This window comes from Streptomyces sp. NPDC046860 (assembly GCF_040645115.1).
In the GTDB taxonomy this organism is placed as follows: domain Bacteria; phylum Actinomycetota; class Actinomycetes; order Streptomycetales; family Streptomycetaceae; genus Streptomyces.
This window is the reverse complement of the sequence record NZ_JBEYXQ010000010.1, coordinates 178,971-203,360: the sequence shown is the minus strand read 5'-3', so window position 1 is coordinate 203,360 and position 24,390 is coordinate 178,971. Positions and strand designations below refer to the sequence as shown.

General features: G+C 68.3%; 36 protein-coding genes and 1 pseudogene. 31 read left to right on the top strand and 6 right to left on the bottom strand.

Annotated elements, in window-relative coordinates; translation table 11 throughout:
• Positions 1 to 28 precede the first annotated feature (28 nt).
• The 27 genes from rplB to truA all read left to right on the top strand — a co-directional run bounded on the left by rplB (position 29) and on the right by truA (position 15,196).
• Positions 29 to 865, top strand: a complete 837-nt coding sequence (rplB, locus tag ABZ898_RS17315; protein WP_030811669.1) for a 50S ribosomal protein L2 — start codon at positions 29 to 31, stop codon at positions 863 to 865.
• Positions 866 to 877: 12 nt separating this feature from the next.
• Positions 878 to 1,159 (top strand): 30S ribosomal protein S19, encoded by a 282-nt coding sequence (rpsS, locus tag ABZ898_RS17310; RefSeq protein WP_003948639.1) that lies wholly within the window; start codon positions 878 to 880, stop codon positions 1,157 to 1,159.
• 44 nt (positions 1,160 to 1,203) lie between these two features.
• A complete protein-coding gene (gene rplV, locus ABZ898_RS17305; protein WP_003974262.1) occupies positions 1,204 to 1,551 on the top strand; it encodes a 50S ribosomal protein L22 in 348 nt (115 codons plus the stop codon).
• A complete protein-coding gene (gene rpsC, locus ABZ898_RS17300; protein WP_030811675.1) occupies positions 1,551 to 2,381 on the top strand; it encodes a 30S ribosomal protein S3 in 831 nt (276 codons plus the stop codon). The genes rplV and rpsC overlap by 1 nt, the downstream gene beginning before the upstream one ends.
• Before the next feature lie 5 nt (positions 2,382 to 2,386).
• Positions 2,387 to 2,806: a 50S ribosomal protein L16 gene (gene rplP / locus ABZ898_RS17295; protein WP_030811678.1), complete on the top strand. Its 420-nt coding sequence runs from the start codon at positions 2,387 to 2,389 to the stop codon at positions 2,804 to 2,806.
• On the top strand, positions 2,806 to 3,030 hold the full coding sequence (rpmC, locus tag ABZ898_RS17290) for a 50S ribosomal protein L29 (protein WP_007494763.1): 225 nt from the start codon (positions 2,806 to 2,808) through the stop codon (positions 3,028 to 3,030). Before rplP ends, rpmC begins: the two co-directional genes overlap by 1 nt.
• Positions 3,030 to 3,314 carry a 30S ribosomal protein S17 gene (rpsQ, locus tag ABZ898_RS17285; RefSeq protein WP_030811683.1) on the top strand — a complete coding sequence of 95 codons (285 nt, stop codon included), beginning with the start codon at positions 3,030 to 3,032 and terminating at the stop codon, positions 3,312 to 3,314. Before rpmC ends, rpsQ begins: the two co-directional genes overlap by 1 nt.
• A gap of 131 nt (positions 3,315 to 3,445) precedes the next feature.
• A complete protein-coding gene (rplN, locus tag ABZ898_RS17280) occupies positions 3,446 to 3,814 on the top strand; it encodes a 50S ribosomal protein L14 (RefSeq protein ID WP_003992364.1) in 369 nt (122 codons plus the stop codon).
• A gap of 2 nt (positions 3,815 to 3,816) precedes the next feature.
• Entirely contained in the window at positions 3,817 to 4,140 is a 324-nt protein-coding gene (gene rplX, locus ABZ898_RS17275; protein WP_161146652.1) for a 50S ribosomal protein L24, read from the top strand.
• Positions 4,140 to 4,697, top strand: coding sequence for a 50S ribosomal protein L5 (gene rplE, locus ABZ898_RS17270; RefSeq protein WP_055710750.1), 558 nt, complete (start codon positions 4,140 to 4,142; stop codon positions 4,695 to 4,697). The genes rplX and rplE overlap by 1 nt, the downstream gene beginning before the upstream one ends.
• A 5-nt stretch (positions 4,698 to 4,702) precedes the next feature.
• Positions 4,703 to 4,888 carry a type Z 30S ribosomal protein S14 gene (locus tag ABZ898_RS17265; RefSeq protein WP_003948630.1) on the top strand — a complete coding sequence of 62 codons (186 nt, stop codon included), beginning with the start codon at positions 4,703 to 4,705 and terminating at the stop codon, positions 4,886 to 4,888.
• A 212-nt stretch (positions 4,889 to 5,100) separates the two neighbouring features.
• Complete coding sequence (gene rpsH, locus ABZ898_RS17260) at positions 5,101 to 5,499, top strand: 30S ribosomal protein S8 (RefSeq protein WP_007384075.1); 399 nt, start codon at positions 5,101 to 5,103, stop codon at positions 5,497 to 5,499.
• A gap of 24 nt (positions 5,500 to 5,523) precedes the next feature.
• A complete protein-coding gene (gene rplF / locus ABZ898_RS17255) occupies positions 5,524 to 6,063 on the top strand; it encodes a 50S ribosomal protein L6 (protein WP_361658861.1) in 540 nt (179 codons plus the stop codon).
• Between the two features lie 3 nt (positions 6,064 to 6,066).
• A complete protein-coding gene (gene rplR / locus ABZ898_RS17250) occupies positions 6,067 to 6,450 on the top strand; it encodes a 50S ribosomal protein L18 (protein WP_361658858.1) in 384 nt (127 codons plus the stop codon).
• A 41-nt stretch (positions 6,451 to 6,491) separates the two neighbouring features.
• Positions 6,492 to 7,097: a 30S ribosomal protein S5 gene (gene rpsE, locus ABZ898_RS17245; RefSeq protein ID WP_007494753.1), complete on the top strand. Its 606-nt coding sequence runs from the start codon at positions 6,492 to 6,494 to the stop codon at positions 7,095 to 7,097.
• Positions 7,097 to 7,276 carry a 50S ribosomal protein L30 gene (gene rpmD / locus ABZ898_RS17240; protein ID WP_052580766.1) on the top strand — a complete coding sequence of 60 codons (180 nt, stop codon included), beginning with the start codon at positions 7,097 to 7,099 and terminating at the stop codon, positions 7,274 to 7,276. The genes rpsE and rpmD overlap by 1 nt, the downstream gene beginning before the upstream one ends.
• 2 nt (positions 7,277 to 7,278) lie before the next feature.
• A complete protein-coding gene (gene rplO / locus ABZ898_RS17235) occupies positions 7,279 to 7,734 on the top strand; it encodes a 50S ribosomal protein L15 (RefSeq protein ID WP_361658856.1) in 456 nt (151 codons plus the stop codon).
• A 189-nt stretch (positions 7,735 to 7,923) separates the two neighbouring features.
• On the top strand, positions 7,924 to 9,237 hold the full coding sequence (secY, locus tag ABZ898_RS17230; RefSeq protein ID WP_361658854.1) for a preprotein translocase subunit SecY: 1,314 nt from the start codon (positions 7,924 to 7,926) through the stop codon (positions 9,235 to 9,237).
• Positions 9,237 to 9,902 carry an adenylate kinase gene (locus ABZ898_RS17225; RefSeq protein WP_361658852.1) on the top strand — a complete coding sequence of 222 codons (666 nt, stop codon included), beginning with the start codon at positions 9,237 to 9,239 and terminating at the stop codon, positions 9,900 to 9,902. Before secY ends, ABZ898_RS17225 begins: the two co-directional genes overlap by 1 nt.
• Before the next feature lie 101 nt (positions 9,903 to 10,003).
• Positions 10,004 to 10,840, top strand: coding sequence for a type I methionyl aminopeptidase (gene map, locus ABZ898_RS17220; protein WP_361658850.1), 837 nt, complete (start codon positions 10,004 to 10,006; stop codon positions 10,838 to 10,840).
• Between the two features lie 141 nt (positions 10,841 to 10,981).
• A complete protein-coding gene (gene infA, locus ABZ898_RS17215) occupies positions 10,982 to 11,203 on the top strand; it encodes a translation initiation factor IF-1 (RefSeq protein ID WP_003948620.1) in 222 nt (73 codons plus the stop codon).
• Between the two features lie 60 nt (positions 11,204 to 11,263).
• A complete protein-coding gene (gene rpmJ / locus ABZ898_RS17210; RefSeq protein WP_003974245.1) occupies positions 11,264 to 11,377 on the top strand; it encodes a 50S ribosomal protein L36 in 114 nt (37 codons plus the stop codon).
• Between the two features lie 187 nt (positions 11,378 to 11,564).
• Positions 11,565 to 11,945 (top strand): 30S ribosomal protein S13, encoded by a 381-nt coding sequence (gene rpsM, locus ABZ898_RS17205; RefSeq protein WP_030811707.1) that lies wholly within the window; start codon positions 11,565 to 11,567, stop codon positions 11,943 to 11,945.
• 70 nt (positions 11,946 to 12,015) lie between these two features.
• Complete coding sequence (gene rpsK / locus ABZ898_RS17200; RefSeq protein ID WP_003956432.1) at positions 12,016 to 12,420, top strand: 30S ribosomal protein S11; 405 nt, start codon at positions 12,016 to 12,018, stop codon at positions 12,418 to 12,420.
• Between the two features lie 127 nt (positions 12,421 to 12,547).
• On the top strand, positions 12,548 to 13,570 hold the full coding sequence (locus ABZ898_RS17195; protein WP_003966937.1) for a DNA-directed RNA polymerase subunit alpha: 1,023 nt from the start codon (positions 12,548 to 12,550) through the stop codon (positions 13,568 to 13,570).
• Between the two features lie 190 nt (positions 13,571 to 13,760).
• On the top strand, positions 13,761 to 14,246 hold the full coding sequence (gene rplQ / locus ABZ898_RS17190) for a 50S ribosomal protein L17 (RefSeq protein ID WP_361658848.1): 486 nt from the start codon (positions 13,761 to 13,763) through the stop codon (positions 14,244 to 14,246).
• 95 nt (positions 14,247 to 14,341) lie between these two features.
• Complete coding sequence (gene truA / locus ABZ898_RS17185; protein WP_361658845.1) at positions 14,342 to 15,196, top strand: tRNA pseudouridine(38-40) synthase TruA; 855 nt, start codon at positions 14,342 to 14,344, stop codon at positions 15,194 to 15,196.
• Positions 15,197 to 15,221: 25 nt separating this feature from the next.
• On the opposite strand, the gene ABZ898_RS17180 is transcribed toward truA, so the two are convergent.
• Complete coding sequence (locus tag ABZ898_RS17180) at positions 15,222 to 16,097, bottom strand: hypothetical protein (protein ID WP_361658843.1); 876 nt, start codon at positions 16,095 to 16,097, stop codon at positions 15,222 to 15,224.
• A gap of 328 nt (positions 16,098 to 16,425) precedes the next feature.
• Here ABZ898_RS17180 and rplM point away from each other — a divergent pair, with 328 nt between their 5' ends.
• The 3 genes from rplM to glmM all read left to right on the top strand — a co-directional run bounded on the left by rplM (position 16,426) and on the right by glmM (position 18,971).
• On the top strand, positions 16,426 to 16,869 hold the full coding sequence (rplM, locus tag ABZ898_RS17175) for a 50S ribosomal protein L13 (RefSeq protein WP_161146661.1): 444 nt from the start codon (positions 16,426 to 16,428) through the stop codon (positions 16,867 to 16,869).
• A 42-nt stretch (positions 16,870 to 16,911) separates the two neighbouring features.
• Complete coding sequence (rpsI, locus tag ABZ898_RS17170) at positions 16,912 to 17,433, top strand: 30S ribosomal protein S9 (protein WP_361658840.1); 522 nt, start codon at positions 16,912 to 16,914, stop codon at positions 17,431 to 17,433.
• Between the two features lie 179 nt (positions 17,434 to 17,612).
• Positions 17,613 to 18,971 carry a phosphoglucosamine mutase gene (glmM, locus tag ABZ898_RS17165; RefSeq protein WP_361658837.1) on the top strand — a complete coding sequence of 453 codons (1,359 nt, stop codon included), beginning with the start codon at positions 17,613 to 17,615 and terminating at the stop codon, positions 18,969 to 18,971.
• Here the strand turns inward: glmM and ABZ898_RS17160 are convergent.
• Together ABZ898_RS17160 and coaA are read right to left on the bottom strand one after the other, a co-directional pair.
• Positions 18,968 to 19,915 carry a DUF389 domain-containing protein gene (locus tag ABZ898_RS17160; RefSeq protein ID WP_361658834.1) on the bottom strand — a complete coding sequence of 316 codons (948 nt, stop codon included), beginning with the start codon at positions 19,913 to 19,915 and terminating at the stop codon, positions 18,968 to 18,970. The genes glmM and ABZ898_RS17160 overlap by 4 nt on opposite strands.
• Positions 19,916 to 19,937: 22 nt before the next feature.
• Complete coding sequence (gene coaA / locus ABZ898_RS17155; RefSeq protein ID WP_361658832.1) at positions 19,938 to 20,927, bottom strand: type I pantothenate kinase; 990 nt, start codon at positions 20,925 to 20,927, stop codon at positions 19,938 to 19,940.
• Between the two features lie 195 nt (positions 20,928 to 21,122).
• Between coaA and ABZ898_RS17150 the strand changes: the two genes are divergently transcribed.
• Positions 21,123 to 21,905 carry a hypothetical protein gene (locus ABZ898_RS17150; RefSeq protein WP_361658830.1) on the top strand — a complete coding sequence of 261 codons (783 nt, stop codon included), beginning with the start codon at positions 21,123 to 21,125 and terminating at the stop codon, positions 21,903 to 21,905.
• A 24-nt stretch (positions 21,906 to 21,929) separates the two neighbouring features.
• Here ABZ898_RS17150 and ABZ898_RS17145 read toward each other — a convergent pair whose 3' ends face one another.
• The 3 genes and pseudogenes from ABZ898_RS17145 to ABZ898_RS17135 form a co-directional block, all read right to left on the bottom strand.
• Entirely contained in the window at positions 21,930 to 23,459 is a 1,530-nt protein-coding gene (locus ABZ898_RS17145; protein WP_361658827.1) for an FG-GAP-like repeat-containing protein, read from the bottom strand.
• A 280-nt stretch (positions 23,460 to 23,739) separates the two neighbouring features.
• A pseudogene (locus ABZ898_RS17140) lies at positions 23,740 to 23,895 on the bottom strand (type I pantothenate kinase); the annotation flags it as partial.
• Between the two features lie 17 nt (positions 23,896 to 23,912).
• Entirely contained in the window at positions 23,913 to 24,335 is a 423-nt protein-coding gene (locus ABZ898_RS17135; protein ID WP_361658824.1) for a hypothetical protein, read from the bottom strand.
• Positions 24,336 to 24,390 lie beyond the last annotated feature (55 nt).

The window sequence follows — 24,390 nt, the reverse complement described above, 5'->3', positions numbered from 1 at the left end:
TCGTCCGATATCGGACGAGGACTGAGAAATGGGAATCCGCAAGTACAAGCCGACTACGCCGGGCCGTCGTGGCGCCAGCGTCGCCGACTTCGTCGAGGTCACGCGGTCCACGCCGGAGAAGTCGCTGGTCCGCCCGCTGCACAGCAAGGGCGGCCGTAACAACGCCGGTCGTGTGACCGTTCGCCACCAGGGTGGCGGACACAAGCGCGCCTACCGAGTGATCGACTTCCGTCGTCACGACAAGGACGGCGTGCCGGCGAAGGTCGCGCACATCGAGTACGACCCCAACCGCACCGCGCGCATCGCGCTGCTGCACTACGCCGACGGCGAGAAGCGCTACATTCTCGCCCCGCGCAACCTGCAGCAGGGTGACCGCGTCGAGAACGGTCCGGGCGCCGACATCAAGCCGGGCAACAACCTGGCGCTCCGCAACATCCCGGTCGGTACCACGATCCACGCGATCGAGCTCCGTCCCGGTGGCGGTGCCAAGTTCGCCCGCTCCGCCGGTGCGTCCGTGCAGCTCCTTGCGAAGGAGGGCTCCATGGCCCACCTCCGCATGCCGTCCGGCGAGATCCGTCTCGTCGACGTGCGCTGCCGCGCCACCGTCGGTGAGGTCGGCAACGCCGAGCAGAGCAACATCAACTGGGGTAAGGCCGGCCGTAAGCGGTGGCTGGGCGTTCGCCCGACCGTCCGTGGTGTGGTCATGAACCCGGTCGACCACCCGCACGGTGGTGGTGAGGGCCGGACCTCCGGTGGTCGCCACCCTGTGTCCCCGTGGGGCAAGAAGGAAGGCCGTACTCGTTCGCCCAAGAAGGCGTCGAACAAGTACATCGTCCGCCGCCGCAAGACGAACAAGAAGCGCTAAGGACGGGTTGAGATGCCTCGTAGCTTGAAGAAGGGGCCCTTCGTAGACGACCACCTGATCAAGAAGGTGGATGTCCAGAACGAAGCCGGCACCAAGAACGTCATCAAGACCTGGTCCCGTCGCTCGATGATCGTCCCGGCCATGCTCGGCCACACGATCGCGGTGCACAACGGCAAGACCCACATCCCGGTGTTCGTCACCGAGTCGATGGTCGGCCACAAGCTCGGCGAGTTCTCGCCGACCCGCACCTTCCGCGGCCACGTCAAGGACGACCGGAAGTCGAAGCGCCGCTAGTAGCGGATCGCATTCAGACACGTAAGTAACTGAGAGGGACAACCATGGAAGCCAGGGCCCAGGCGCGGTACATCCGCGTTACGCCCATGAAGGCCCGCCGCGTGGTGGACCTTATCCGTGGCATGGATGCCACGGAGGCTCAGGCTGTTCTGCGATTCGCTCCGCAGGCAGCCTCCGTGCCGGTCGGCAAGGTGCTCGACAGCGCCATCGCCAACGCCGCGCACAACTACGACCACACCGACGCCGACAGCCTCTTCATTTCCGAGGCCTACGTCGACGAGGGCCCGACCCTGAAGCGGTTCCGGCCGCGCGCCCAGGGCCGTGCCTACCGGATCCGCAAGCGGACCAGCCACATCACCGTGGTCGTCAGCAGCAAGGAAGGAACCCGGTAATGGGCCAGAAGGTAAACCCGCACGGGTTCCGGCTCGGTGTCACGACCGACTTCAAGTCGCGTTGGTACGCCGACAAGCTGTACAAGGACTACGTCAAGGAAGACGTGGCCATCCGTCGCATGCTGACGCAGGGCATGGAGCGCGCGGGTATCTCCAAGGTGGAGATCGAGCGCACCCGTGACCGTGTTCGCGTCGACATCCACACCGCGCGTCCGGGCATCGTCATCGGCCGCCGTGGTGCGGAGGCCGACAAGATCCGCGGTCAGCTGGAGAAGCTGACGGGCAAGCAGGTCCAGCTGAACATCCTCGAGGTCAAGAACCCCGAGACCGATGCTCAGCTCGTGGCCCAGGCCGTCGCCGAGCAGCTCTCCTCCCGTGTCTCCTTCCGCCGTGCCATGCGTAAGAGCATGCAGTCGGCGATGAAGGCGGGCGCCAAGGGCATCAAGATCCAGTGCGGTGGCCGCCTCGGTGGCGCCGAGATGTCCCGCTCGGAGTTCTACCGCGAGGGCCGTGTGCCCCTGCACACGCTCCGCGCGAACGTGGACTACGGCTTCTTCGAGGCCAAGACGACCTTCGGCCGCATCGGCGTGAAGGTCTGGATCTACAAGGGCGATGTCAAGAACATCGCCGAGGTCCGCGCCGAGAACGCTGCGGCCCGTGCGGGTAACCGCCCGGCCCGTGGTGGCGCCGACCGCCCGGCCCGTGGTGGCCGTGGTGGCGAGCGTGGCGGTCGCGGTCGTAAGCCGCAGCAGGCTGCCGGCGCCGAGGCCCCCAAGGCCGAGGCTCCCGCTGCCGCCGCTCCGGCTGAGAGCACCGGAACGGAGGCCTGACCGAAATGCTGATCCCCCGTAGGGTCAAGCACCGCAAGCAGCACCACCCGAAGCGCAGTGGTATGGCCAAGGGTGGCACGCAGGTCGCGTTCGGCGAGTACGGCATCCAGGCGCTGACCCCGGCCTACGTCACGAACCGCCAGATCGAAGCGGCTCGTATCGCCATGACCCGCCACATCAAGCGTGGCGGCAAGGTCTGGATCAACATCTACCCGGACCGTCCCCTCACCAAGAAGCCTGCCGAGACCCGCATGGGTTCCGGTAAGGGTTCGCCGGAGTGGTGGATCGCCAACGTCAAGCCCGGACGCGTCATGTTCGAGCTGTCGTACCCCAACGAGAAGATTGCGCGTGAGGCCCTCACTCGTGCGGCCCACAAGCTGCCGATGAAGTGCCGGATCGTCAAGCGCGAGGCAGGTGAAGCGTGATGTCGGCCGGTACCAAGGCGTCCGAGCTGCGCGAGCTGGGCAACGAGGAGCTTCTCGCGAAGCTCCGCGAGGCCAAGGAAGAGCTGTTCAACCTCCGCTTCCAGGCGGCGACTGGTCAGCTCGAGAACCACGGCCGTCTGAAGGCGGTCCGCAAGGACATCGCGCGGATCTACACCCTGATGCGCGAGCGTGAGCTGGGCATCGAAACGGTGGAGAACGCCTGATGAGCGAGAAGAACGTGACTGAGAACGCAGAGGCCCGCGGCTTCCGCAAGACCCGTGAGGGTCTCGTCGTCAGCGACAAGATGGACAAGACCGTCGTCGTCGCCGTCGAGGACCGCGTGAAGCACGCGCTGTACGGCAAGGTCATCCGCCGTACGAACAAGCTCAAGGCTCACGACGAGCAGAACGCCGCCGGTGTCGGCGACCGTGTCCTCCTCGCGGAGACCCGGCCGCTGTCGTCGACGAAGCGCTGGCGCATCGTCGAGATCCTCGAGAAGGCCAAGTAGGCGATTCCCCCTCGGGGGAACTGCTCAAGCAAGATTCCTGCGGGGTAAATCCGCAGGTCAGTTCCGCCAGGCTCGGTCGGGGTCCTTCACCGGACCCCGGCCGGGAACCGGCAGACAATCAGGAGATAGACGTGATCCAGCAGGAGTCGCGGCTGCGTGTCGCCGACAACACTGGTGCGAAGGAGATCCTTTGCATCCGTGTGCTCGGTGGCTCCGGTCGCCGCTACGCGGGCATCGGTGACGTCATCGTCGCCACCGTCAAGGACGCGATCCCCGGCGGCAACGTGAAGAAGGGTGACGTCATCAAGGCGGTCATCGTTCGCACCGTCAAGGAGCGCCGCCGTCCGGACGGCTCGTACATCCGCTTCGACGAGAACGCCGCTGTCATTCTCAAGAACGACGGCGACCCTCGCGGCACCCGTATCTTCGGCCCTGTCGGCCGTGAGCTGCGCGAGAAGAAGTTCATGAAGATCATCTCGCTCGCGCCGGAGGTGCTGTAAGCATGAAGATCAAGAAGGGCGACCTGGTCCAGGTCATCACCGGTAAGGACAAGGGCAAGCAGGGCAAGGTCATTGCCGCTTTCCCGCGCGACGAGCGTGTCCTGGTCGAGGGTGTCAACCGGGTCAAGAAGCACACCAAGGCCGGCCCCACCGCCAGCGGTTCGCAGGCGGGCGGCATCGTCACGACCGAGGCGCCCATCCACGTCTCCAACGTCCAGCTGGTCGTTGAGAAGGATGGCAACAAGGTCGTCACGCGTGTCGGCTACCGCTTCGACGACGAAGGCAACAAGATCCGCGTTGCCAAGCGGACGGGTGAGGACATCTGATGGCTACCACCACCACTCCGCGTCTGAAGACGAAGTACCGCGAGGAGATCGCGGGCAAGCTGCGTGACGAGTTCCAGTACGAGAACGTCATGCAGATCCCCGGCCTCGTCAAGATCGTGGTCAACATGGGTGTGGGCGACGCCGCCCGCGACTCCAAGCTGATCGAGGGCGCCATCCGCGACCTCACCACGATCACCGGTCAGAAGCCGGCCGTCACCAAGGCCCGCAAGTCCATCGCGCAGTTCAAGCTGCGCGAGGGTCAGCCGATCGGTGCCCACGTCACGCTCCGTGGCGACCGCATGTGGGAGTTCCTGGACCGCACCCTGTCGCTGGCGCTTCCGCGCATCCGCGACTTCCGCGGCCTGTCCCCCAAGCAGTTCGACGGTCGTGGCAACTACACCTTCGGTCTCACGGAGCAGGTCATGTTCCACGAGATCGACCAGGACAAGATCGACCGTACCCGGGGCATGGACATCACCGTGGTCACCACGGCGACCAACGACGCTGAGGGCCGCGCGCTCCTTCGTCACCTCGGCTTCCCGTTCAAGGAGGCGTGAGCGAGATGGCGAAGAAGGCTCTGATCGCTAAGGCTGCTCGCAAGCCCAAGTTCGGTGTGCGTGGCTACACCCGCTGCCAGCGCTGCGGCCGTCCGCACTCCGTGTACCGCAAGTTCGGCCTCTGCCGCGTGTGCCTTCGTGAGATGGCTCACCGTGGCGAGCTGCCGGGCGTGACCAAGAGCTCCTGGTAATCCCCCTAAAAAGGGATTCCTGAAGCTCTCGGTAAGCAACTGGGTCGGCAGAGGCCCTTCCCCACATGCCGTAGGCTTGCGGGGTTGGGCGTCTGTCGCGCCCGTACGACTTACTACGCCGTAGGTCCACCGCGCCGCACCCGCCCCGTCTCGGATCGGGGAGAGGGATGGCGCACCAGGAAACCCCGGCGAGAGAGGCCGAAGGCCAATTCATGACCATGACTGATCCGATCGCAGACATGCTTACGCGTCTGCGGAACGCGAACTCGGCATACCACGACTCCGTGACGATGCCGGCGTCCAAGATCAAGTCTCACATCGCGGAGATCCTCCAGCAGGAGGGCTTCATCACGGGCTGGAAGGTCGAGGACGCCGAGGTCGGCAAGAACCTCGTTCTCGAGCTGAAGTTCGGCCCGAACCGTGAGCGCTCCATCGCGGGCATCAAGCGGATCTCCAAGCCCGGTCTCCGGGTTTACGCGAAGTCCACCAACCTGCCGAAGGTGCTCGGCGGCCTGGGCGTGGCGATCATCTCCACGTCGCACGGTCTCCTCACCGACAAGCAGGCCGGCAAGAAGGGCGTGGGTGGGGAAGTCCTCGCCTACGTCTGGTAACGGAAGGGAACGGAGGAAACAGCTATGTCGCGTATTGGCAAGCTCCCCATCACGGTTCCCGCCGGCGTGGACGTCACCATCGACGGCCGTACGGTCGCGGTCAAGGGCCCCAAGGGCTCGCTGACCCACACCGTTGTCGCGCCGATCGACATCGTCCGGGATGAGGACGGCACCCTCGCGGTGACCCGCCCCAACGACGAGCGTCAGAACAAGGCCCTCCACGGCCTGTCCCGCACGCTGGTGGCGAACATGATCACCGGCGTGACCCAGGGTTACGTGAAGAAGCTCGAGATCAGCGGTGTCGGTTACCGCGTTATGGCCAAGGGCTCGAACCTCGAGTTCGCGCTCGGCTACAGCCACCCGATCATCGTCGAGGCGCCCGAGGGAATCACCTTCAAGGTGGAGTCCCCGACCCGCTTCCAGGTCGAGGGCATCGACAAGCAGAAGGTCGGCGAGGTTGCGGCCAACATCCGCAAGCTGCGCAAGCCCGACCCGTACAAGGCCAAGGGCGTCAAGTACGAGGGCGAAGTCATCCGCCGCAAGGTCGGAAAGGCGGGTAAGTAAGCCATGGCATACGGACAGAAGATCCTCAAGGGCGACGCCTACAAGCGCGCCGCGATCAAGCGCCGCCACATCCGGATTCGCAAGAACATCTCCGGTACGGCGGAGCGTCCGCGTCTGGTCGTCACCCGCTCCAACCGCCACATCGTGGCGCAGGTGATCGACGACCTCAAGGGCCACACCCTGGCCTCCGCGTCCACGCTGGACGCGTCGGTCCGGGGCGGCGAGGGCGACAAGTCCACGCAGGCCAAGCAGGTCGGCGCCCTGGTCGCCGAGCGCGCCAAGGCCGCCGGTGTCGAGGCTGTCGTGTTCGACCGTGGTGGCAACCAGTACGCCGGGCGCATCGCCGCCCTGGCGGACGCCGCCCGCGAAGCCGGTCTGAAGTTCTGAGCCGGTTCCGTAGCTAGCGGAAACAGAGAGAGGTAATTCCAATGGCTGGACCCCAGCGCCGCGGTGGCGGTGCCGGTGGCGGCGAGCGGCGGGACCGGAAGGGCCGTGACGGCGGCGCTGCTGCCGCCGAGAAGACCGCGTACGTTGAGCGCGTTGTCGCGATCAACCGCGTCGCCAAGGTTGTGAAGGGTGGTCGTCGCTTCAGCTTCACCGCGCTGGTCGTGGTGGGCGACGGTGACGGCACCGTGGGTGTCGGTTACGGCAAGGCCAAGGAGGTGCCGGCCGCCATCGCCAAGGGTGTTGAGGAGGCCAAGAAGCACTTCTTCAAGGTCCCCCGTATCCAGGGCACCATCCCTCACCCCATCCAGGGTGAGAAGGCTGCCGGCGTCGTGCTGCTCAAGCCCGCGTCCCCGGGTACCGGTGTTATCGCCGGTGGTCCGGTGCGCGCCGTGCTCGAGTGCGCCGGTATCCACGACATCCTGTCGAAGTCCCTGGGCTCCGACAACGCGATCAACATCGTGCACGCGACCGTGGCGGCCCTCAAGGGCCTGCAGCGTCCCGAGGAGGTCGCGGCCCGCCGCGGTCTGCCGCTCGAGGACGTCGCCCCCGCGGCTCTGCTCCGTGCGCGTGCCGGGGCTGGTGCGTAATGGCGCAGCTCAAGATCACGCAGGTCAAGTCGTACATCGGCAGCAAGCAGAACCACCGCGACACCCTGCGGTCCCTTGGTCTCAAGGGCATCAACACGCAGGTCGTCAAGGAGGACCGCCCCGAGTTCCGCGGCATGGTGCACACCGTCCGCCACCTCGTGACGGTTGAGGAGGTCTGATCATGGCGGAGAACAACCCGCTCAAGATCCACAACCTCCGTCCCGCCCCGGGCGCCAAGACCGCCAAGACCCGTGTGGGTCGTGGTGAGGCGTCGAAGGGTAAGACGGCCGGTCGTGGTACCAAGGGTACGAAGGCCCGTTACCAGGTTCCGGAGCGCTTCGAGGGTGGCCAGATGCCCCTCCACATGCGTCTCCCGAAGCTGAAGGGCTTCAAGAACCCGTTCAAGACCGAGTTCCAGGTCGTGAACCTCGACAAGCTGGCCGCGCTCTACCCGCAGGGTGGCGAGGTCACCGTCGAGGGTCTGGTGGCCAAGGGTGCCGTTCGCAAGAACAGCCTCGTCAAGGTCCTCGGCCAGGGCGAGATCTCCGTGGCGCTGCAGGTGACGGTCGACGCCGTCTCCGACTCCGCCAAGGAGAAGATCACCGCCGCGGGCGGTACGGTCACCGAGCTGGTCTGAGTCCTTCAGGTCTCTCGATGACGTAGAACATCCCGACCGGGGATACCCCACAATGGGGTATCCCCGGTTGGTCGTTCCTAGGGGGGCGGTGTCGCCGGTAAGGTGGCTGGCGCTGTTCCCTTTTCCTTATTCGTCGAACCTCTAGACCGTCACCCTTGACGCAGTTGCGCGGGGGTCGCAGGAGGCACCGTGCTCACCGCGTTCGCCCGGGCGTTCAGGACGCCCGACCTGCGCAAGAAGCTGCTCTTCACGCTGGGCGTCATCGTGGTCTACCGGGTCGGTACCCACATCCCGATCCCCGGCGTCAATTACAAGGCCGTCCAGACCTGCGTGACCGAGGCCTCCGGCAACCAGGGCCTCTTCGGCCTGGTCAACATGTTCAGCGGCGGAGCGCTGCTCCAGATCACGATCTTCGCCCTCGGCATCATGCCGTACATCACGGCGAGCATCATTCTCCAGCTTCTGACCGTCGTGATCCCGCGTCTGGAGGCCCTCAAGAAGGAGGGTCAGGCCGGCACCGCGAAGATCACGCAGTACACCCGCTATCTGACGGTGGCGCTCGCCATCCTGCAGGGCACCGGCCTGGTGGCCACCGCCCGCAGCGGCGCCCTGTTCAGCGGCTGCACGGTCGCCGGGAACATCGTCCCGGACCAGGCGATCTTCACCACGATCACCATGGTGATCTGCATGACCGCCGGTACGGCGTTCGTGATGTGGCTCGGTGAGCTGATCACCGACCGCGGCATCGGCAACGGCATGTCGATCCTGATGTTCATCTCGATCGCCGCGACCTTCCCGTCCGCGCTGTGGGCCATCAAGAAGCAGGGCACCCTGGCCGGCGGCTGGATCGAGTTCGGCACCGTCATCCTGGTCGGCCTGGTCATGGTCGCGCTCGTCGTCTTCGTGGAGCAGGCCCAGCGCCGCATCCCCGTGCAGTACGCGAAGCGCATGATCGGCCGCCGTTCCTACGGGGGTACGTCGACGTACATCCCGCTCAAGGTCAACCAGGCGGGCGTGATCCCGGTCATCTTCGCCTCGTCGCTCCTCTACATCCCGGCGCTGATCGCTCAGTTCGCCGGCGGCGACTCGGGCTGGAAGCGCTGGATCACGGCGAACCTGACCAAGGGCGACCACCCCATCTACATCTCCCTGTACTTCCTGCTCATCGTGTTCTTCGCGTTCTTCTACGTGGCGATCTCCTTCAACCCCGAAGAAGTCGCCGACAACATGAAGAAGTATGGTGGCTTCATTCCGGGCATCCGGGCCGGTCGGCCGACCGCTGAGTACCTGAGTTACGTGCTCAACCGGATCACCTGGCCGGGTTCGCTGTATCTGGGTCTGATCGCTCTCGTACCGACGATGGCGTTGGTGGGCTTCGGGGCGAGTCAGAACTTCCCCTTCGGTGGCACCAGCATCCTGATCATCGTGGGTGTGGGCCTCGAGACGGTGAAGCAGATCGAGAGCCAGCTCCAGCAGCGCAATTACGAAGGGTTCCTCCGCTGATGCGTATCGTCCTCGTCGGGCCGCCTGGCGCCGGTAAGGGAACGCAAGCCGTCCGCCTCGCCGAGACGCTCACCGTCCCGCACATCTCCACGGGCGACCTGTTCCGGGCCAACATCAGTCAGCAGACGGAGCTGGGCAAGCTGGCCAAGTCCTACATGGACGCGGGCAACCTCGTCCCGGACGAGGTCACCATCGCCATGGCCAAGGACCGCATGGAGCAGCCGGACGCCGTGAACGGCTTCCTGCTCGACGGTTTCCCGCGCAACGTCTCGCAGGCCAAGGCGCTGGACGAGCTGCTGCAGGGCGAGGGCATCACGCTGGACGCCGTCCTGGACCTGGAGGTCCCGGAGGAAGAGGTCGTCAAGCGGATCGCCGGCCGGCGCATCTGCCGCAACGACTCCTCGCACGTCTTCCACGTGACGTACAGCGCGCCGAAGAAGGAAGGCGTCTGCGACGTCTGCGGGGGCGAGCTGTACCAGCGTGACGACGACTCCGAGGACACCGTCCGCAAGCGGCTCGAGGTCTACCACACGCAGACCGAGCCGATCATCGACTACTACAAGGCGCAGGGGCTCGTCCGGACGATCTCCTCGCTGGGCCCGGTGGACGAGATCACCAAGCGGGCGCTGGAGGCACTCAAGCGCGAGAAGGCCGGCAGCGAGTAGGAGCCCGGTCCTTCCGGCCGCGGTGCCCGCCCAGGGCGCCGCGGCCGTAGTGTTGTGCAGGTAACCCAGTCGGTCCGAGTGACGGAGAGCGCAGGCCCCCCATGGTGCAGATCAAGACCCCCGAGCAGATCGCCAAGATGCGAGCGGCGGGGCTGGTCGTCGCCGCGATCCACGCGGCCACCCGCGAGGCGGCTGTGCCCGGTGCGACCACCAAGGACCTGGACGACGTGGCGCGCAAGGTGCTGGACGAGCACGGCGCGAAGTCGAACTTCCTGGGGTACGGCGGCTTCCCCGCGACCATCTGCACGTCGGTGAACGACGTCGTGGTGCACGGCATCCCCTCCGAGGACGTCGTCCTGAAGGACGGCGACATCATCTCCATCGACTGCGGCGCGATCGTCGACGGCTGGCACGGTGACGCGGCCTACACGGCCTTCGTCGGCTCCGGCCACGCCCCCGAGCTGGTCGAGCTGTCCCGCGTGACCGAGGAGTCGATGTGGGCGGGGATCGCGGCGATGAAGCTGGGCAACCGCCTGGTCGACATCTCCCGCGCGATCGAGACCTACATCCGCCGCCAGCCCAAGCCGGGCGGCGGCAAGTACGGCATCGTCGAGGACTACGGCGGCCACGGCATCGGCACCGAGATGCACATGGACCCGCACCTGCTGAACTACGTCGAGCGGCGCCGCGGCAAGGGCCCCAAGCTGGTCCCCGGCTTCTGCCTCGCCATCGAGCCCATGGTCTCCCTCGGCACCCCGCGCACCAAGGTCCTCGAGGACGACTGGACCGTCATCACGACGGACGGCACCTGGTCCTCCCACTGGGAGCACTCGGTCGCCCTGACGGAACAGGGCCCTCTGGTCCTGACCTCCCCGGACGGCGGCAGGGCGAAGCTGGCGGAGTACGGCGTGACCGCCGCTCCTGATCCGCTCGCATAAGGATCAGCCGTATGGGGCAGACTTTCTCGATTCGTGTTTCCGGGTGCGCTGACGTAGACTGACTCGTCGGCTCTCGTGCACCCGCATGTCCGCATGCGCTCGCGCAGAGTCGATCAAGGTAGTCGATTCGAAGGGCGAAGCGTGGCCAAGAAGCAAGGTGCCATCGAGATCGAGGGCACTGTCGTCGAGTCTCTGCCGAACGCCATGTTCAAGGTCGAGCTCCAGAACGGCCACCAGGTCCTGGCACACATCAGCGGCAAGATGCGTATGCACTACATCCGCATCCTCCCTGACGACCGGGTCGTGGTGGAGCTGTCTCCGTACGACCTGACGCGTGGCCGGATCGTCTACCGGTACAAGTAGATCTTGCCCGCATCCCGGCTCGCGCCGGGGTGGTGGCACTGACCCGGAGAACCTCACCCCATGAAGGTCAAGCCGAGCGTCAAGAAGATCTGCGACAAGTGCAGGGTGATCCGCCGTCACGGCCGGGTCATGGTCATCTGCGACAACCCGCGCCACAAGCAGCGCCAGGGCTGACGCACGGCCGAACCCTCTGCACTCATCGCAGAGTTTCGCGCGACGCAAGCTGAATTGTTCATACGCAGAGCCCGAGCCAACCAGCTCGACACCCTCGGTCGGAGGCCGAGGACCCGGTTCGTACCTCGTACGGCGGCCGGGACCCGGTTCTGTGGAAGACCTCCGAAGAATCACCAGGAGCCATTGAATGGCACGCGTTTCCGGTGTTGACATCCCGCGCGAAAAGCGCGTGGAGGTCGCCCTCACCTACGTGTTCGGCATCGGCCGGACCCTCTCCCAGGAGACGCTGGCTGCGACCGGCGTCGACCCGAACACCCGCGTCCGCGACCTGAGCGAAGAGCAGCTCGTCGCGATCCGCGAGTACGTGGACAACAACATCAAGACCGAGGGTGACCTCCGTCGCGAGATCCAGGCCGACATCCGCCGCAAGGTCGAGATCGGTTGCTACCAGGGTCTCCGTCACCGTCGCGGCCTGCCCGTCCGCGGTCAGCGCACCAGCACCAACGCCCGCACCCGCAAGGGCCCGCGTCGCGCCATCGCCGGCAAGAAGAAGCCGGGCAAGAAGTAGTCCTCAGCGGACAACGCTTCATCAGCGGTCTTCGCTGTAGGACCGACCACCTCCCCGTAGGAGTTTGTAGATGCCCCCCAAGGGACGTCAGGGCGCTGCCAAGAAGGTGCGCCGCAAGGAAAAGAAGAACGTCGCTCACGGCCACGCGCACATCAAGAGCACGTTCAACAACACGATCGTCTCGATCACGGACCCGTCCGGCAACGTGATCTCCTGGGCCTCCGCCGGCCACGTCGGCTTCAAGGGCTCCCGGAAGTCCACGCCGTTCGCCGCGCAGATGGCTGCCGAGTCGGCCGCCCGCCGCGCCCAGGAGCACGGCATGCGCAAGGTCGACGTGTTCGTCAAGGGCCCGGGCTCCGGTCGTGAGACCGCGATCCGCTCCCTGCAGGCCACGGGCCTCGAGGTCGGCTCCATCCAGGACGTCACCCCGACCCCGCACAACGGCTGCCGCCCGCCGAAGCGCCGCCGCGTCTGACGCACAGCGCTCCGCTGGTTTTCGCGGGTCCGGGCGGTACGGCTCTTTCGGGCCGTGCCGCCCGTACCCTTGCAGTACTGAGTCGGGCGTCAAATAGCGGGCGCCCCTGACTGAAGGAATTCACACCATGCTGATCGCTCAGCGTCCCTCGTTGACCGAAGAGGTCGTCGACGAGTTCCGCTCCCGGTTCGTGATCGAGCCGCTGGAGCCGGGCTTCGGCTACACCCTCGGCAACTCCCTCCGCCGTACCCTCCTCTCCTCGATCCCCGGTGCCGCTGTCACCAGCATCCGGATCGACGGTGTCCTGCACGAGTTCACCACCGTGCCGGGCGTCAAGGAGGACGTGACCGACCTCATCCTCAACATCAAGCAGCTGGTCGTCTCCTCGGAGCACGACGAGCCGGTCGTGATGTACCTGCGCAAGCAGGGCCCGGGTCTGGTCACCGCCGCCGACATCGCGCCCCCGGCCGGTGTCGAGGTGCACAACCCCGACCTGGTCCTCGCCACGCTCAACGGCAAGGGCAAGCTGGAGATGGAGCTGACCGTCGAGCGCGGTCGCGGCTACGTCTCCGCCGTGCAGAACAAGCAGGTGGGCCAGGAGATCGGCCGTATCCCGGTCGACTCCATCTACAGCCCCGTGCTGAAGGTCACGTACAAGGTCGAGGCCACGCGTGTCGAGCAGCGCACCGACTTCGACAAGCTGATCGTCGACGTCGAGACCAAGCAGGCCATGCGCCCGCGTGACGCCATGGCGTCCGCCGGCAAGACCCTGGTCGAGCTGTTCGGTCTCGCCCGCGAGCTGAACATCGACGCCGAGGGCATCGACATGGGCCCGTCCCCCACGGACGCCGCCCTGGCCGCCGACCTCGCGCTGCCGATCGAGGAGCTGGAGCTCACGGTCCGCTCCTACAACTGCCTCAAGCGTGAGGGCATCCACTCCGTGGGTGAGCTCGTCGCCCGCTCCGAGGCCGACCTGCTCGACATCCGCAACTTCGGTGCGAAGTCGATCGACGAGGTCAAGGCGAAGCTGGCCGGTATGGGCCTCGCGCTCAAGGACTCGCCTCCCGGCTTCGACCCGACCGCCGCCGCGGACGCCTTCGGCGCCGACGACGACGCGGACGCTGGTTTCGTCGAGACCGAGCAGTACTGAGCGCTCCGCGAGGAGGCCGGTTCCGCGACTGCGGGTCCGCTCCGGCTGGTCGCGCAGTTCCCCGCGCCCCTTGGGGGCGCGGACGCTCCGGGCGCCTGAGAAGGCGCCCGGATCTCCGACGAGCAACCGCTCGCTCGGATACTGACTCCGGTACCTGACACGGCCGGGGCAGACACCTAGGAGAAACACCATGCCGAAGCCTGCCAAGGGTGCCCGTATGGGCGGCAGCGCCGCGCACGAGAAGATGCTGCTCGCGAACCTCGCGAAGAGCCTCTTCGAGCACGGCCGCATCACCACCACCGAGGCGAAGGCGCGCCGTCTGCGCCCGTACGCCGAGCGTCTGGTCACCAAGGCGAAGAAGGGCGACCTTCACAACCGCCGTCAGGTGCTCCAGGTGATCACGGACAAGGGCATCGTCCACACGCTCTTCACCGAGATCGGCCCGCGCTACGAGAACCGCCCCGGTGGTTACACCCGCATCACCAAGATCGGTAACCGTCGTGGCGACAACGCGCCCATGGCTGTCATCGAGCTTGTCGAGGCCCTGACCGTCGCCCAGCAGGCGACCGGTGAGGCCGAGGCCGCCACCAAGCGTGCGGTCAAGGAGTCCGAGGAGGCGAAGGTCGAGCAGACCGAGGCCACCGAGGCTCCGGCCGAGGAGTCCAAGGACGCCTGAGGCTCTGCCTGACGCCTGAGAGCGGGCCTGCCCTTGCGGGGGCGGGCCCGCTTTCTCGTTTTTCGTGGGGCACCGCCCTTGAGAGGATCTTCTCTGTGAGTGACGAAGCACAGCCCGGCCGGGTCCGTATCCGCCTCGACCTGTCCTACGACGGCACCGACTTCCACGGGTGGGCCAAGCAGGCCGGCGGCAGGCGGACCGTCCAGGGCGAGATCGAGGACGCCCTGCGCACGGTGACCCGGTCGCAGGAGACGTACGAGCTGACCGTGGCCGGGCGGACGGACGCCGGGGTGCACGCGCGCGGCCAGGTCGCGCACGTGGACCTGCCGGAGACGGTGTGGGCCGAGCACCGGGAGAAGCTGCTGAAGCGGCTGGCCGGGCGGCTGTCGAAGGATGTGCGCGTCTGGTCCCTGACCGAGGCCCCGCCCGGCTTCAACGCCCGTTTCTCCGCCGTCTGGCGGCGCTACGCCTACCGCGTCACCGACGACCCCGGCGGTGTCGACCCGCTGCTGCGCGGCCATGTGCTGTGGCACGACTGGCCGTTGGACGTGGACGCGATGAACGAGGCGGCCCGGGTCCTGCTGGGGGAGCACGACTTCGCGGCGTACTGCAAGCGGCGTGAGGGCGCGACCACCATCCGTACCCTCCAGGAGCTGAGCCTGGTGCGCGGGGCGGACGGGGTCATCACGGCCACCGTGCGGGCGGACGCGTTCTGTCACAACATGGTGCGCTCGCTGATCGGCGCGCTGCTGTTCGTCGGGGACGGGCACCGGGGGCCCGAGTGGCCGGGGAAGGTGCTCGGCGCCGGTGTGCGGGACTCCGCGGTGCACGTGGTGCGGCCGCACGGTCTGACGCTGGAGGAGGTCGGCTACCCCGCCGACGAACTGCTGGCGGCGCGCAACAAGGAGGCGCGCAACAAGCGCTCGCTGCCGTCGGCGGGGTGCTGCTGAGCGGCCGGGCGGGGGAGTGCGGCGGCTACTGGGCCGCCGCCGACGCCTGGGCCTCACCGCGGCGCCGGATCTGGCGGAAGGAGAACTCCGCCAGGTCGTTGCCGGCCGCGAAGACCTTGGTGTCCTTGGTCGTCACGTCCTTGCCGTCGGTGAAACCGGCGATGGTGAAGTAGGCGTACCGGCCGAGGGTGTTCGTGGTGGAGCGGCAGACCGCGGAGTCGCAGAACGACTTCACGCCCTTGCCGGGCAGGGCGGCGACGATGCTCTTCTTGTCCGCGCGGTCCTTGAACCGGGTGGCGTCGGTGTCGTTGTCGAAGACCGCGACGCCGACGGTGACGGCCACGCCGTCCTTGACGTAGCTGACGCGCATCAGCCGGGTGCAGTCGCCCGCGGCGAGCGCCTTGGCCAGGGTGCCGCCGGCGCCGGACGCGCAGTTCTTGCTGTCGCTGGTGGCGCCCTTCTTGTACACCGTCTCGCCCATGGTGAGCTGGGTGCCCGGGAACAGGGTCTCCGGGCTCAGCGGGGCGGTGTCCTTGTTGGCGCTGGCTATGAAGTCCTTGGGGTCCAGCGGTGGTGGCGCGCTGGTCGGCTCGAAGGACGGTGCCGTGGTCGCCGTGCCGCCCGGCAGGGAGGCGGTCGCGGGCAGGCTGCCGGGACCGCCGGCCCGGTCGTCGCCGCCCGCGTTCACCACGGCCATGGCGACGGCGGTGGCGACCGCGCCGGTGGCGAGCACGCCGCCCGCGACGAGCAGCACCTTGCGGCGCTTCTTACGGTTCTCCGACGCGTCCGCGAGCGCGGCCCAGTCCGGAGTGCCGTCGTCGCCGCCGTTCTTCCACGGCTGCTCGGATTGCGGTGTCCAAGGGTCCCACTGAGACTGAGGACCCCCCTGCCCATAACTCATGGGGCGCATCTTAGAGGGGGCCGGAGGCTCCCGGCGCGCCCGAGGCGGGGCCCCGCGCGGGCCATAGGGGACCTTCGGCGCACGGGGGAACATCTCGGCGCGGGGGATTTCCGGCAAGCTCGTTTTGACCCGTCCGGGGTGGGCCGGTAGGCTGGCTCCTCGTTGTGTATTGGCTTGCTCATTCTCACGGGACGGGCCCTTACACCGGTCCACCGGGCCGATGACCAGCGATCAGCACGCGGTTGCGTCACCGCAGTGCGATCGAGGCTGTCGTGATCGTTTCGGTGACCTGTTCAGGACCATTCACTCGAAGCGAAGGCTACGAACCGTGCGTACGTACAGCCCCAAGCCCGGCGATGTGACGCGCCAGTGGTACGTCATCGACGCTCAGGACATCGTCCTGGGTCGTCTCGCCACCACCGCCGCGACCCTCCTCCGGGGCAAGCACAAGCCGATCTACGCGCCGCACGTCGACACCGGTGACTTCGTCATCGTCGTCAACGCCGACAAGGTGCACCTGTCCGGCAACAAGCGGACCCAGAAGATGGCCTACCGCCACTCCGGCTACCCGGGTGGTCTGCGCTCCGTCCGTTACGACGAGCTGCTGGACAAGAACCCCGAGAAGGCCATCGAGAAGGCCGTCAAGGGCATGCTCCCCAAGAACACCCTCGGCCGTCAGATGCTCTCGAAGCTGAAGGTCTACAAGGGCGACCAGCACCCGCACGCTGCCCAGCAGCCGGTGCCGTTCGAGATCACCCAGGTCGCGCAGTAATTCCGGCCACCCTTTAAGACTGAAGAGAATCTGAGGAGAATCGTGGCCGAGACCACCCCCGAGCAGCCGCTCGAAGAGACCGAGCTCGTCGACATCGAGAGCTACACCACCGAGACCGAGCTCCCCGTCGAGGGCGAGTACACCTCGGAGTCCCTCGCGTCCCACTTCGGTGAGCCCCAGCCGGCCGCCGGCCTGGGCCGTCGCAAGAACGCCATCGCCCGCGTCCGGATCGTCCCGGGCACCGGCAAGTGGAAGATCAACGGTCGCACCCTCGAGGACTACTTCCCGAACAAGGTGCACCAGCAGGAAGTCAACGAGCCCTTCAAGGTGCTCGAGCTCGAGGGCCGCTACGACGTCATCGCCCGCATCGCGGGTGGCGGTGTCTCCGGTCAGGCCGGTGCGCTCCGTCTCGGTGTCGCCCGTGCGCTGAACGAGGCGGACGTCGACAACAACCGCGGCGCCCTCAAGAAGGCCGGCTTCCTCAAGCGCGACGACCGTGCGGTCGAGCGCAAGAAGGCCGGTCTGAAGAAGGCCCGTAAGGCTCCGCAGTACAGCAAGCGCTAAACAGCGGCGCTTCGCGCGTACTCCGAACGCCCCGACGGCACGCCCTGTGTGCCGCCGGGGCGTTCGTTTATCCGCGCCAAGGGCGTATAACGGCACAAGACGCTCAAAGGCTTGTGTGATCGGATGCTCGGGCGCATGCCATGATTCCTGGCAGCAGTGACGCTTTCTCGGGAGGACAAGTGGGACGACTCTTCGGCACCGACGGCGTGCGTGGCGTCGCCAACGCGGACCTGACGGCCGAGATGGCGCTCGGCCTGTCCGTCGCGGCGGCGCATGTGCTGGCCGAGGCGGGCACGTTCGAGGGCCATCGGCCGACCGCGGTGGTGGGCCGTGACCCGCGCGCGTCCGGGGAGTTCCTGGAGGCCGCCGTCGTCGCGGGCCTGGCCAGCGCGGGCGTGGACGTGCTCCGCGTCGGTGTGCTGCCGACGCCCGCCGTCGCCCACCTGACCGGCGAGCTCGGCGCCGACCTCGGCGTGATGCTCTCCGCCAGCCACAACGCGATGCCGGACAACGGCATCAAGTTCTTCGCGCGCGGCGGCCACAAGCTCGCGGACGAGCTGGAGGGCCGTATCGAGGCCGTCTACGAGTCGCACCGCCACGGCGAGCCCTGGGAGCGCCCCACCGGCGCCGGGGTGGGCCGGGTCCGCGACCACGAGGCGGGCGCCGAGACCTACGTCTCCCACCTGCTGTCGGTGCTGCCGAACCGGCTGGACGGCCTGAAGATCGTCCTCGACGAGGCGCACGGCGCCGCCTCGGGCGTCTCCCCGGAGGCGTTCACCCGGGCCGGTGCGACCATCGTCACCATCGGCGCCGAGCCGGACGGCCTGAACATCAACGACGGCTGCGGCTCGACCCACCTGGGCCTGCTGAAGGCCGCCGTGCTGGAGCACGGCGCGGACCTCGGCATCGCGCACGACGGGGACGCCGACCGCTGCCTGGCCGTGGACCACACCGGCGAGGAGGTCGACGGCGACCAGATCCTCGCGGTGCTGGCGCTGGCGATGCGGGAGCGCTCCGCGCTGTCCTCCGACACCGTGGTGGCCACCGTGATGTCCAACCTGGGCTTCAAGCTGGCCATGGAGCGGGCGGGCATCCGCCTGGTGCAGACGGCCGTCGGCGACCGGTACGTGCTGGAGGAGATGAAGGAGCACGGCTACGCCCTCGGCGGCGAGCAGTCCGGGCACGTCATCATCCTGGACCACGCCACCACCGGCGACGGCACGCTGACCGGCCTGCTGCTGGCGGCGCGGGTCGCCGAGACCGGGCGGTCGCTGCGTGAACTGGCCGCGGTGATGGACCGGTTGCCGCAGGTCCTGGTCAACGTGCCGGACGTGGACCGCACCCGGGTGCGCACCTCCGCCGACCTCGCGGCCGCCGTGGGCGAGGCCGAGCGCGAACTCGGTGAGACCGGGCGGGTGTTGCTGCGCCCCTCGGGCACCGAGCCGCTGGTCCGGGTCATGGTGGAGGCCGCCGACATCGACCAGGCCCGTACGGTCGCCGGGCGCCTGGCCGACGCGGTCAAGTCGGCGCTGGGCTAAGCCTTCTGGGCCTTCGGGCCGTTCCTGCCCGTCCTGGCCCAGAACGCCTTCTGCGCCAGGAGGGTGAGGACGCCGGCCAGCACGATCCCGAAGAGGTTGAGCAGGAGCTGCTCGCAGGAGCCGACGGTCTGCGTGGTGTCCCCGTAGGCCAGGGCGACGGCGGCGTTCGCGGCGGCCGGGACCGTGGTGACCGAGATGGCCACGCCGACCAGGGCGCCGGACTTGGCCGAGGTCAGGGAGAGCGTGCCCGCGGCGCCGGCCAGCAGGGCGACGATGAAGGAGAAGGCGTCCGGCGCCCACACGAAGCCGGTGTTGGGCCGGTCCGCCTCCAGCTTGGCCTCGCTGAACTGCCCGAGGGCGTCCATCAGGATGCTGAAGCCGACCGTCAGCCCTATGGCGACGGCGAAGCCCACCACCAGGGCGATCAGTGAGCGGGACGCGAGCCTGGGCTTGCGGCGCACCAGCGCGGTGCTGATCCCGGCCAGCGGGCCGAACTCGGGTCCGACCGCCATCGCGCCCACGATCAGCACGGCGTTGTCCAGCACCACACCGCAGGCCGCGATCATCGTGGCGATGGCGAGGAACGCCACGTAGGTCACCGACAGCGTCGACTCCTCGTGGGTCTCCTCGACCAGGTGCTGCCACAGCACGGCGTCCGCGGCCTCGCCGGGCGCCTCCTTCTCGGCGCGGTCGGCGCGCGTCGACAGCGACAGGCCGATGTCGTCGGCGGCGATCGAGCCGGTGCGGTCGACACCGAGTTCCTGGAGCCGGGTGAGCAGGCCGTCGCCCGCCTCCCGGGCCACGTCGCACAGCACCACGTCCCCGGCGGGGTCGCGGGCGGCGCCGGGCAGGACGACGAGGTGGGTGGCGCCGACCGTGGACTCGATCAGGCGCACCACCTCGTCCGTGCGGTCGGACGGGACGATCAGGCGCAAGTGCAGCATGCGCCCATCCAACCGTCCCGGGCTACAGCTTGCGCAGCCGGAGTCGCTGCACGGTGTGGTCGGGGCCCTTGCGCAGCTGGAGGGTGGCCCGGCCGCGGGTGGGGGCGATGTTCTCGGTCAGGTTGGGCTTGTTGATGGTCCGCCACAGCCCGCGCGCGTAGTCCACCGCCTCCTGCTCGGAGACCTGGGTGTACTTGCGGAAGTACGAGTCCTGCTTCTGGAACGCGGTCTGACGCAGTTTCTTGAACCGCTCCAGGTACCAGCGTTCGATGTCCTCGGCGCTCGCGTCGACGTAGACGCTGAAGTCGAAGTAGTCGGCGAGGCCGACCCGGGTGCGGCCGTCGCTGCCGGGCAGGGCGGGCTGGAGGACGTTGAGGCCCTCGACGATGAGGATGTCCGGGCGGCGGACGGTGAGGCGCTCGCCGGGGACGATGTCGTAGATGAGGTGGGAGTAGACGGGTGCGGTCACCTCGTCCTTGCCGGCCTTGATGTCGGCGACGAAGCGGGTCAGGGCGCGGCGGTCGTAGGACTCGGGGAAGCCCTTGCGGGACATCAGGCCGCGGGCCTGGAGCTCCTTGGTGGGGAGGAGGAACCCGTCGGTGGTGACCAGTTCGACGCGGGGGTGTTCGGGCCAGCGGGAGAGCAGTGCCTGGAGCAGCCGGGCCACGGTGGATTTGCCGACCGCGACGGAGCCGGCCACGCCTATGACGAAGGGGGTGCCGGACTGGGAGCCGCCTTCGCCGAGGAAGGTGTTCAGCGCGCCTCTGAGGCCGTCGGTGGCGCCGACGTAGAGGTTGAGCAGGCGGGACAGCGGCAGGTAGATGTCCCGTACCTCGTCGAGGTCGATGACGTCGCCGAGGCCGCGCAGCTTCTCCACCTCCTCGGCGGTGAGCGGCTGCGGAGTCTTGTCGCGCAGGGCGCTCCACTCGGCGCGGGTGAGGTCGACGTAGGGAGTCGCCTCCGGCTTGTGCCGGTGGGCGCTCCGGGGGATCGAGGAGACCGGTGAGATCACATTCCATTGTTAACGCTGTTTGAACGGAGCGGTGGGGTGGTGTGCGTCACTCGGCCCGCCTGGAGGGTCACTCGGCCGTCACGAGCGGGTACCGGACGGCACCCTGATGATCATCTGTGCGTCCGCTGTGCGTAATCTGCGGGGCAACCGTGTGCAAAGCGCGGGGAAAGTCACGCAGAAGAGAAGAGTGCCCACGTGAGAGCCACTGTCGTCCGCCGTACCGCCCTCGCCGCGTCCGCCACCGCGCTGGCGCTGCTCGCCACCGCCTGCGGCTCCGGGGACACGGACGAGGCGGCCGGGAGCGAGGGCGACGGCGCGAAGGCCGCCGCCTCCGCGCCCGCGGCGAAGGCGCTGACCGCCGCCGAGCTGGAGAAGGCCGCGCTCGCCCAGTCGGACGTCAAGTCCGGCAAGGTCACCACCAAGGTCCCCGCGGGCGACGACATCGCCGCGGACAAGGTCACCGCGGACGACGAGGCGTGCCTGCCGCTGGCCCGCGCCCAGGCGGGCGTGGCGCAGGGCGAGCCCGCGTCGACGGCGAAGCGGTCGTGGCTCGGCACGCCGAAGAAGCCGGCGCCCGGCACCAAGCCCGAGGACATGCTGCTGGCCGCGCTCGACGTGAACAAGACGCTGATCGGGCTGGCCTCCTACGACGGCGGCGCGGCGGAGTCCTCGCTGAAGGCGCTGAGCGAGGCCGCGCGGAAGTGCGCGGGCGGCTTCTCGGCCACCGTGGGCGGCGAGAAGACCCGGTTCCTGAAGGTGGCCACGGCGGCCGCGCCGCAGGGCGGCGACGAGGGTGTCGCGGTGACCCTGACCATGGCCGCCGACGACGGCGTGCGGGCCCCGGTCAAGGTCGTCGCCGTCCGCGAGGGCGCCACGGTGGCCACCTTCAGCACGGTCAACATGGCGGCGATGGCCTCGGGCAAGGACTACCGGGTCCCGGCCGACGTCATCGCCGCCCAGGTCGCCAAGCTGGGCTGATCCGCTCGCCGCGGCCGGCCGGGCTCAGGTGTTGATGAGCGACTCCTGACGGGAGTTCTGCAGCACGCTGCCGAACTGGGGGGAGCCCGTCATGTCCATCCCCGCCTGGCCGGGCCGCAGGAGCTGCGCGCCCGTGACGCCGATCCGGTGCTGCCCGTCCTGGGCGGGCTCGGAGGGCAGCACGGTGACGGTGCCGTCGCCGTTGTCCTGCCACGGGCTGCCCGCGATCAGGTCGGCCCCGCCGTCACGGTCGAGGTCGGACAGCAGCGCGGCGGTGCCGAAGTTCCCTCCCGGCGTGCCGGGGACGCCGTGGTTGCCCTGGTAGAAGTACTGCGGGGAGGTCTTGGTGTCGATGCCGGAGGCGGTGCCGTACAGCACGGTGACGGTGCCCATGTTGTAGTACATCTGCCCCCACAGGCGCATGTTCTCCTGCTGGGCGCCGACGGCGAGGTCCAGCCGGCCGTCGCCGTTGACGTCGCCGAGCGTGACGGAGCTGCCGAACTTGTCCCAGTCCTCGGAGTCGCCGGGGATGGCGCCGGACTCCTGGGTGATGGTCTGGACGCGGGAGGAGGGGCCCGAGGCCGATCCGTAGGTGATCTCGACCTTGCCGCCGATGGGGCCGGTGGCGGTGGTGCGGCCCCAGTAGACGCCGGTGACGATGTCGCCGCGGCCGTCGCCGTCGATGTCGCCGATGGCCGCCGCGAGGCCGCCGGGCATCCGCTTGGCGGTGGTGCGCGAGGGGCCCGTGGAGGTGCCCGGCACGTAGTAGTTGACGTTGTGGTACTTGCCGTCGGTCGTGGAGGCGGTGCGGTTCAGGCCGTCCGCCATCACGTCCGCGCGGCCGTCGCCGTTGACGTCACCGGCCGTGAGGTTGATGATCCCGGCGTCCGGGGCGCCGCGCAGCGACAGGGAGCGGGTGGCGAGGGCCCCGGCCCTGCCGTTCCTGCCGATGCCCTTGCGGAACGTGTAGAGGGTGGAGGAGCTGGTGCCGACGGCGAGGTCGGTACGGCCGTCCCCGTCGAAGTCGCCCGCGGCCAGCGAGGCGCCGAACCGGTCGTGCTCGGCCGGGGCCGGGTCGGCGATCGTGGAGGCGCCGGCGAGGCCGCGCGGGGAGCCCCAGACGATCTGCACCGTGCCGCCGTTGATGTCGCTGGCCACGTCCTCCAGCGGGCTGCCGACGGCGAGGTCGGTGTAGCCGTCCCGGTCGAAGTCGCCGGTGGTGGTGGCCGCGCCGAACAGGTCCCCGTTCTCCGCCGTGTCCGGCACACCGGAGGTGTCCTGGTCGATTGTGGTGTGCCGGGCGGGGGAGACGCCCTGGGCGGAGCCGTAGAACGCGGTGACGGAGCCGACCCGCCACTTCCCGTGCGCCCAGGCGGCGGGCGCGCTGACCACGAAGTCGTTGTAGCCGTCGCCGTTGAAGTCGGTCCTGGGCTGCTTGGCGGCCGCTCCCGCGGTGCCCGCCGCGACGGCGCTGCCGGAGAGCGCGCCGGTCATGCCTCCCACCAGGGTCGCGGCGACGACGGTGGCCAGGGCTGTGCGATGTCCACGCTTCATTCGTGAGTCTCCCGCTGTTCGCTTGGGTGTTCAGGCGGTAGACCCCCGACGGGCTCGCACGGTTGTGCGGCGGAGTGCGGGCAGGGCCCGACGGGCGCGGACGGGCGCGGACGAGTGCGGATGGGCCCGGGCGGCGCCGGACGGCTTCAGAATTTCCGAATCCGGGCACGCTGAACCTCTTTTGACGGCTCGTCGGACCATAGGTTGCCGAACATGTGCGGAATCGTGGGGTACGTAGGGGCGCAGTCGGCGCTCGATGTCGTGATGGCCGGACTGAAGCGGAGAGCAGTGCCTGGAGCAGCCGGGCCACGGTGGATTTGCCGACCGCGACCGAGCCGGCCACGCCTATGACGAAGGGGGTGCCGGACTGGGAGCCGCCTTCGCCGAGGAAGGTGTTCAGCGCGCCTCTGAGGCCGTCGGTGGCGCCGACGTAGAGTCACGCCCGGCTCCGTCTCAGGGAGACCGCGGACCGATCAGGGCGGCCGTCAAGGCTTCACCTGTCATCTCGACCGACACCGAGTCCTCCCTCATGGCCACCGGGAGCCGGGCGTACGTCTCCTCGTCGCACAGGAAGACACCGTTGTTCGGGTCGATGACGACTGCTCGCAGCCGCGCGGCGAGTTCGGCGATGATGCCGAACACGCCGGTACCGGACTGGGGACGTTCCACCAGGACGCTGCTGCCGTCCGCGAAGATCTCGGCCTCGCTCCCGTCGGACGCCCGGACCCAGAACTGCAGCCAGCCGTCCTCCATCACCGTGAGAGCCGGGTCACCCGTCTCGTACGGGCCGAGCACGGACCGGACGACGTCCATGTCCAGAGGGACAGGCACGTCACTGCCTTCGACGAACGTGCGCAGGGACAGGCTGTAGCTCACAACGGGTTCTCCTTCTGTGCTGGGTGGTGGCCCCGGGCGCCACCCCCGGGCAGGG

Coding starts and splice junctions, on each gene's coding strand:
- rplQ (WP_361658848.1), top strand. CDS start 13,761: ATGCCGAAGCCTGCCAAGGGTGCCCGTATGGGCGGCAGCGCCGCGCAC.
- rpsQ (WP_030811683.1), top strand. CDS start 3,030: ATGAGCGAGAAGAACGTGACTGAGAACGCAGAGGCCCGCGGCTTCCGC.
- rpsM (WP_030811707.1), top strand. CDS start 11,565: ATGGCACGCGTTTCCGGTGTTGACATCCCGCGCGAAAAGCGCGTGGAG.
- ABZ898_RS17265 (WP_003948630.1), top strand. CDS start 4,703: ATGGCGAAGAAGGCTCTGATCGCTAAGGCTGCTCGCAAGCCCAAGTTC.
- rpsE (WP_007494753.1), top strand. CDS start 6,492: ATGGCTGGACCCCAGCGCCGCGGTGGCGGTGCCGGTGGCGGCGAGCGG.
- map (WP_361658850.1), top strand. CDS start 10,004: ATGGTGCAGATCAAGACCCCCGAGCAGATCGCCAAGATGCGAGCGGCG.
- rpmJ (WP_003974245.1), top strand. CDS start 11,264: ATGAAGGTCAAGCCGAGCGTCAAGAAGATCTGCGACAAGTGCAGGGTG.
- rplO (WP_361658856.1), top strand. CDS start 7,279: ATGGCGGAGAACAACCCGCTCAAGATCCACAACCTCCGTCCCGCCCCG.
- rpsK (WP_003956432.1), top strand. CDS start 12,016: ATGCCCCCCAAGGGACGTCAGGGCGCTGCCAAGAAGGTGCGCCGCAAG.
- ABZ898_RS17180 (WP_361658843.1), bottom strand. CDS start 16,097: ATGAGTTATGGGCAGGGGGGTCCTCAGTCTCAGTGGGACCCTTGGACA.
- rplF (WP_361658861.1), top strand. CDS start 5,524: ATGTCGCGTATTGGCAAGCTCCCCATCACGGTTCCCGCCGGCGTGGAC.
- rpsS (WP_003948639.1), top strand. CDS start 878: ATGCCTCGTAGCTTGAAGAAGGGGCCCTTCGTAGACGACCACCTGATC.
- ABZ898_RS17145 (WP_361658827.1), bottom strand. CDS start 23,459: ATGAAGCGTGGACATCGCACAGCCCTGGCCACCGTCGTCGCCGCGACC.
- rplX (WP_161146652.1), top strand. CDS start 3,817: ATGAAGATCAAGAAGGGCGACCTGGTCCAGGTCATCACCGGTAAGGAC.
- ABZ898_RS17225 (WP_361658852.1), top strand. CDS start 9,237: ATGCGTATCGTCCTCGTCGGGCCGCCTGGCGCCGGTAAGGGAACGCAA.
- ABZ898_RS17195 (WP_003966937.1), top strand. CDS start 12,548: ATGCTGATCGCTCAGCGTCCCTCGTTGACCGAAGAGGTCGTCGACGAG.
- rplP (WP_030811678.1), top strand. CDS start 2,387: ATGCTGATCCCCCGTAGGGTCAAGCACCGCAAGCAGCACCACCCGAAG.
- rpsC (WP_030811675.1), top strand. CDS start 1,551: ATGGGCCAGAAGGTAAACCCGCACGGGTTCCGGCTCGGTGTCACGACC.
- rpmD (WP_052580766.1), top strand. CDS start 7,097: ATGGCGCAGCTCAAGATCACGCAGGTCAAGTCGTACATCGGCAGCAAG.
- ABZ898_RS17160 (WP_361658834.1), bottom strand. CDS start 19,915: ATGCTGCACTTGCGCCTGATCGTCCCGTCCGACCGCACGGACGAGGTG.
- rplV (WP_003974262.1), top strand. CDS start 1,204: ATGGAAGCCAGGGCCCAGGCGCGGTACATCCGCGTTACGCCCATGAAG.
- rplE (WP_055710750.1), top strand. CDS start 4,140: ATGGCTACCACCACCACTCCGCGTCTGAAGACGAAGTACCGCGAGGAG.
- rplR (WP_361658858.1), top strand. CDS start 6,067: ATGGCATACGGACAGAAGATCCTCAAGGGCGACGCCTACAAGCGCGCC.
- rplB (WP_030811669.1), top strand. CDS start 29: ATGGGAATCCGCAAGTACAAGCCGACTACGCCGGGCCGTCGTGGCGCC.
- rpsH (WP_007384075.1), top strand. CDS start 5,101: ATGACCATGACTGATCCGATCGCAGACATGCTTACGCGTCTGCGGAAC.
- rpmC (WP_007494763.1), top strand. CDS start 2,806: ATGTCGGCCGGTACCAAGGCGTCCGAGCTGCGCGAGCTGGGCAACGAG.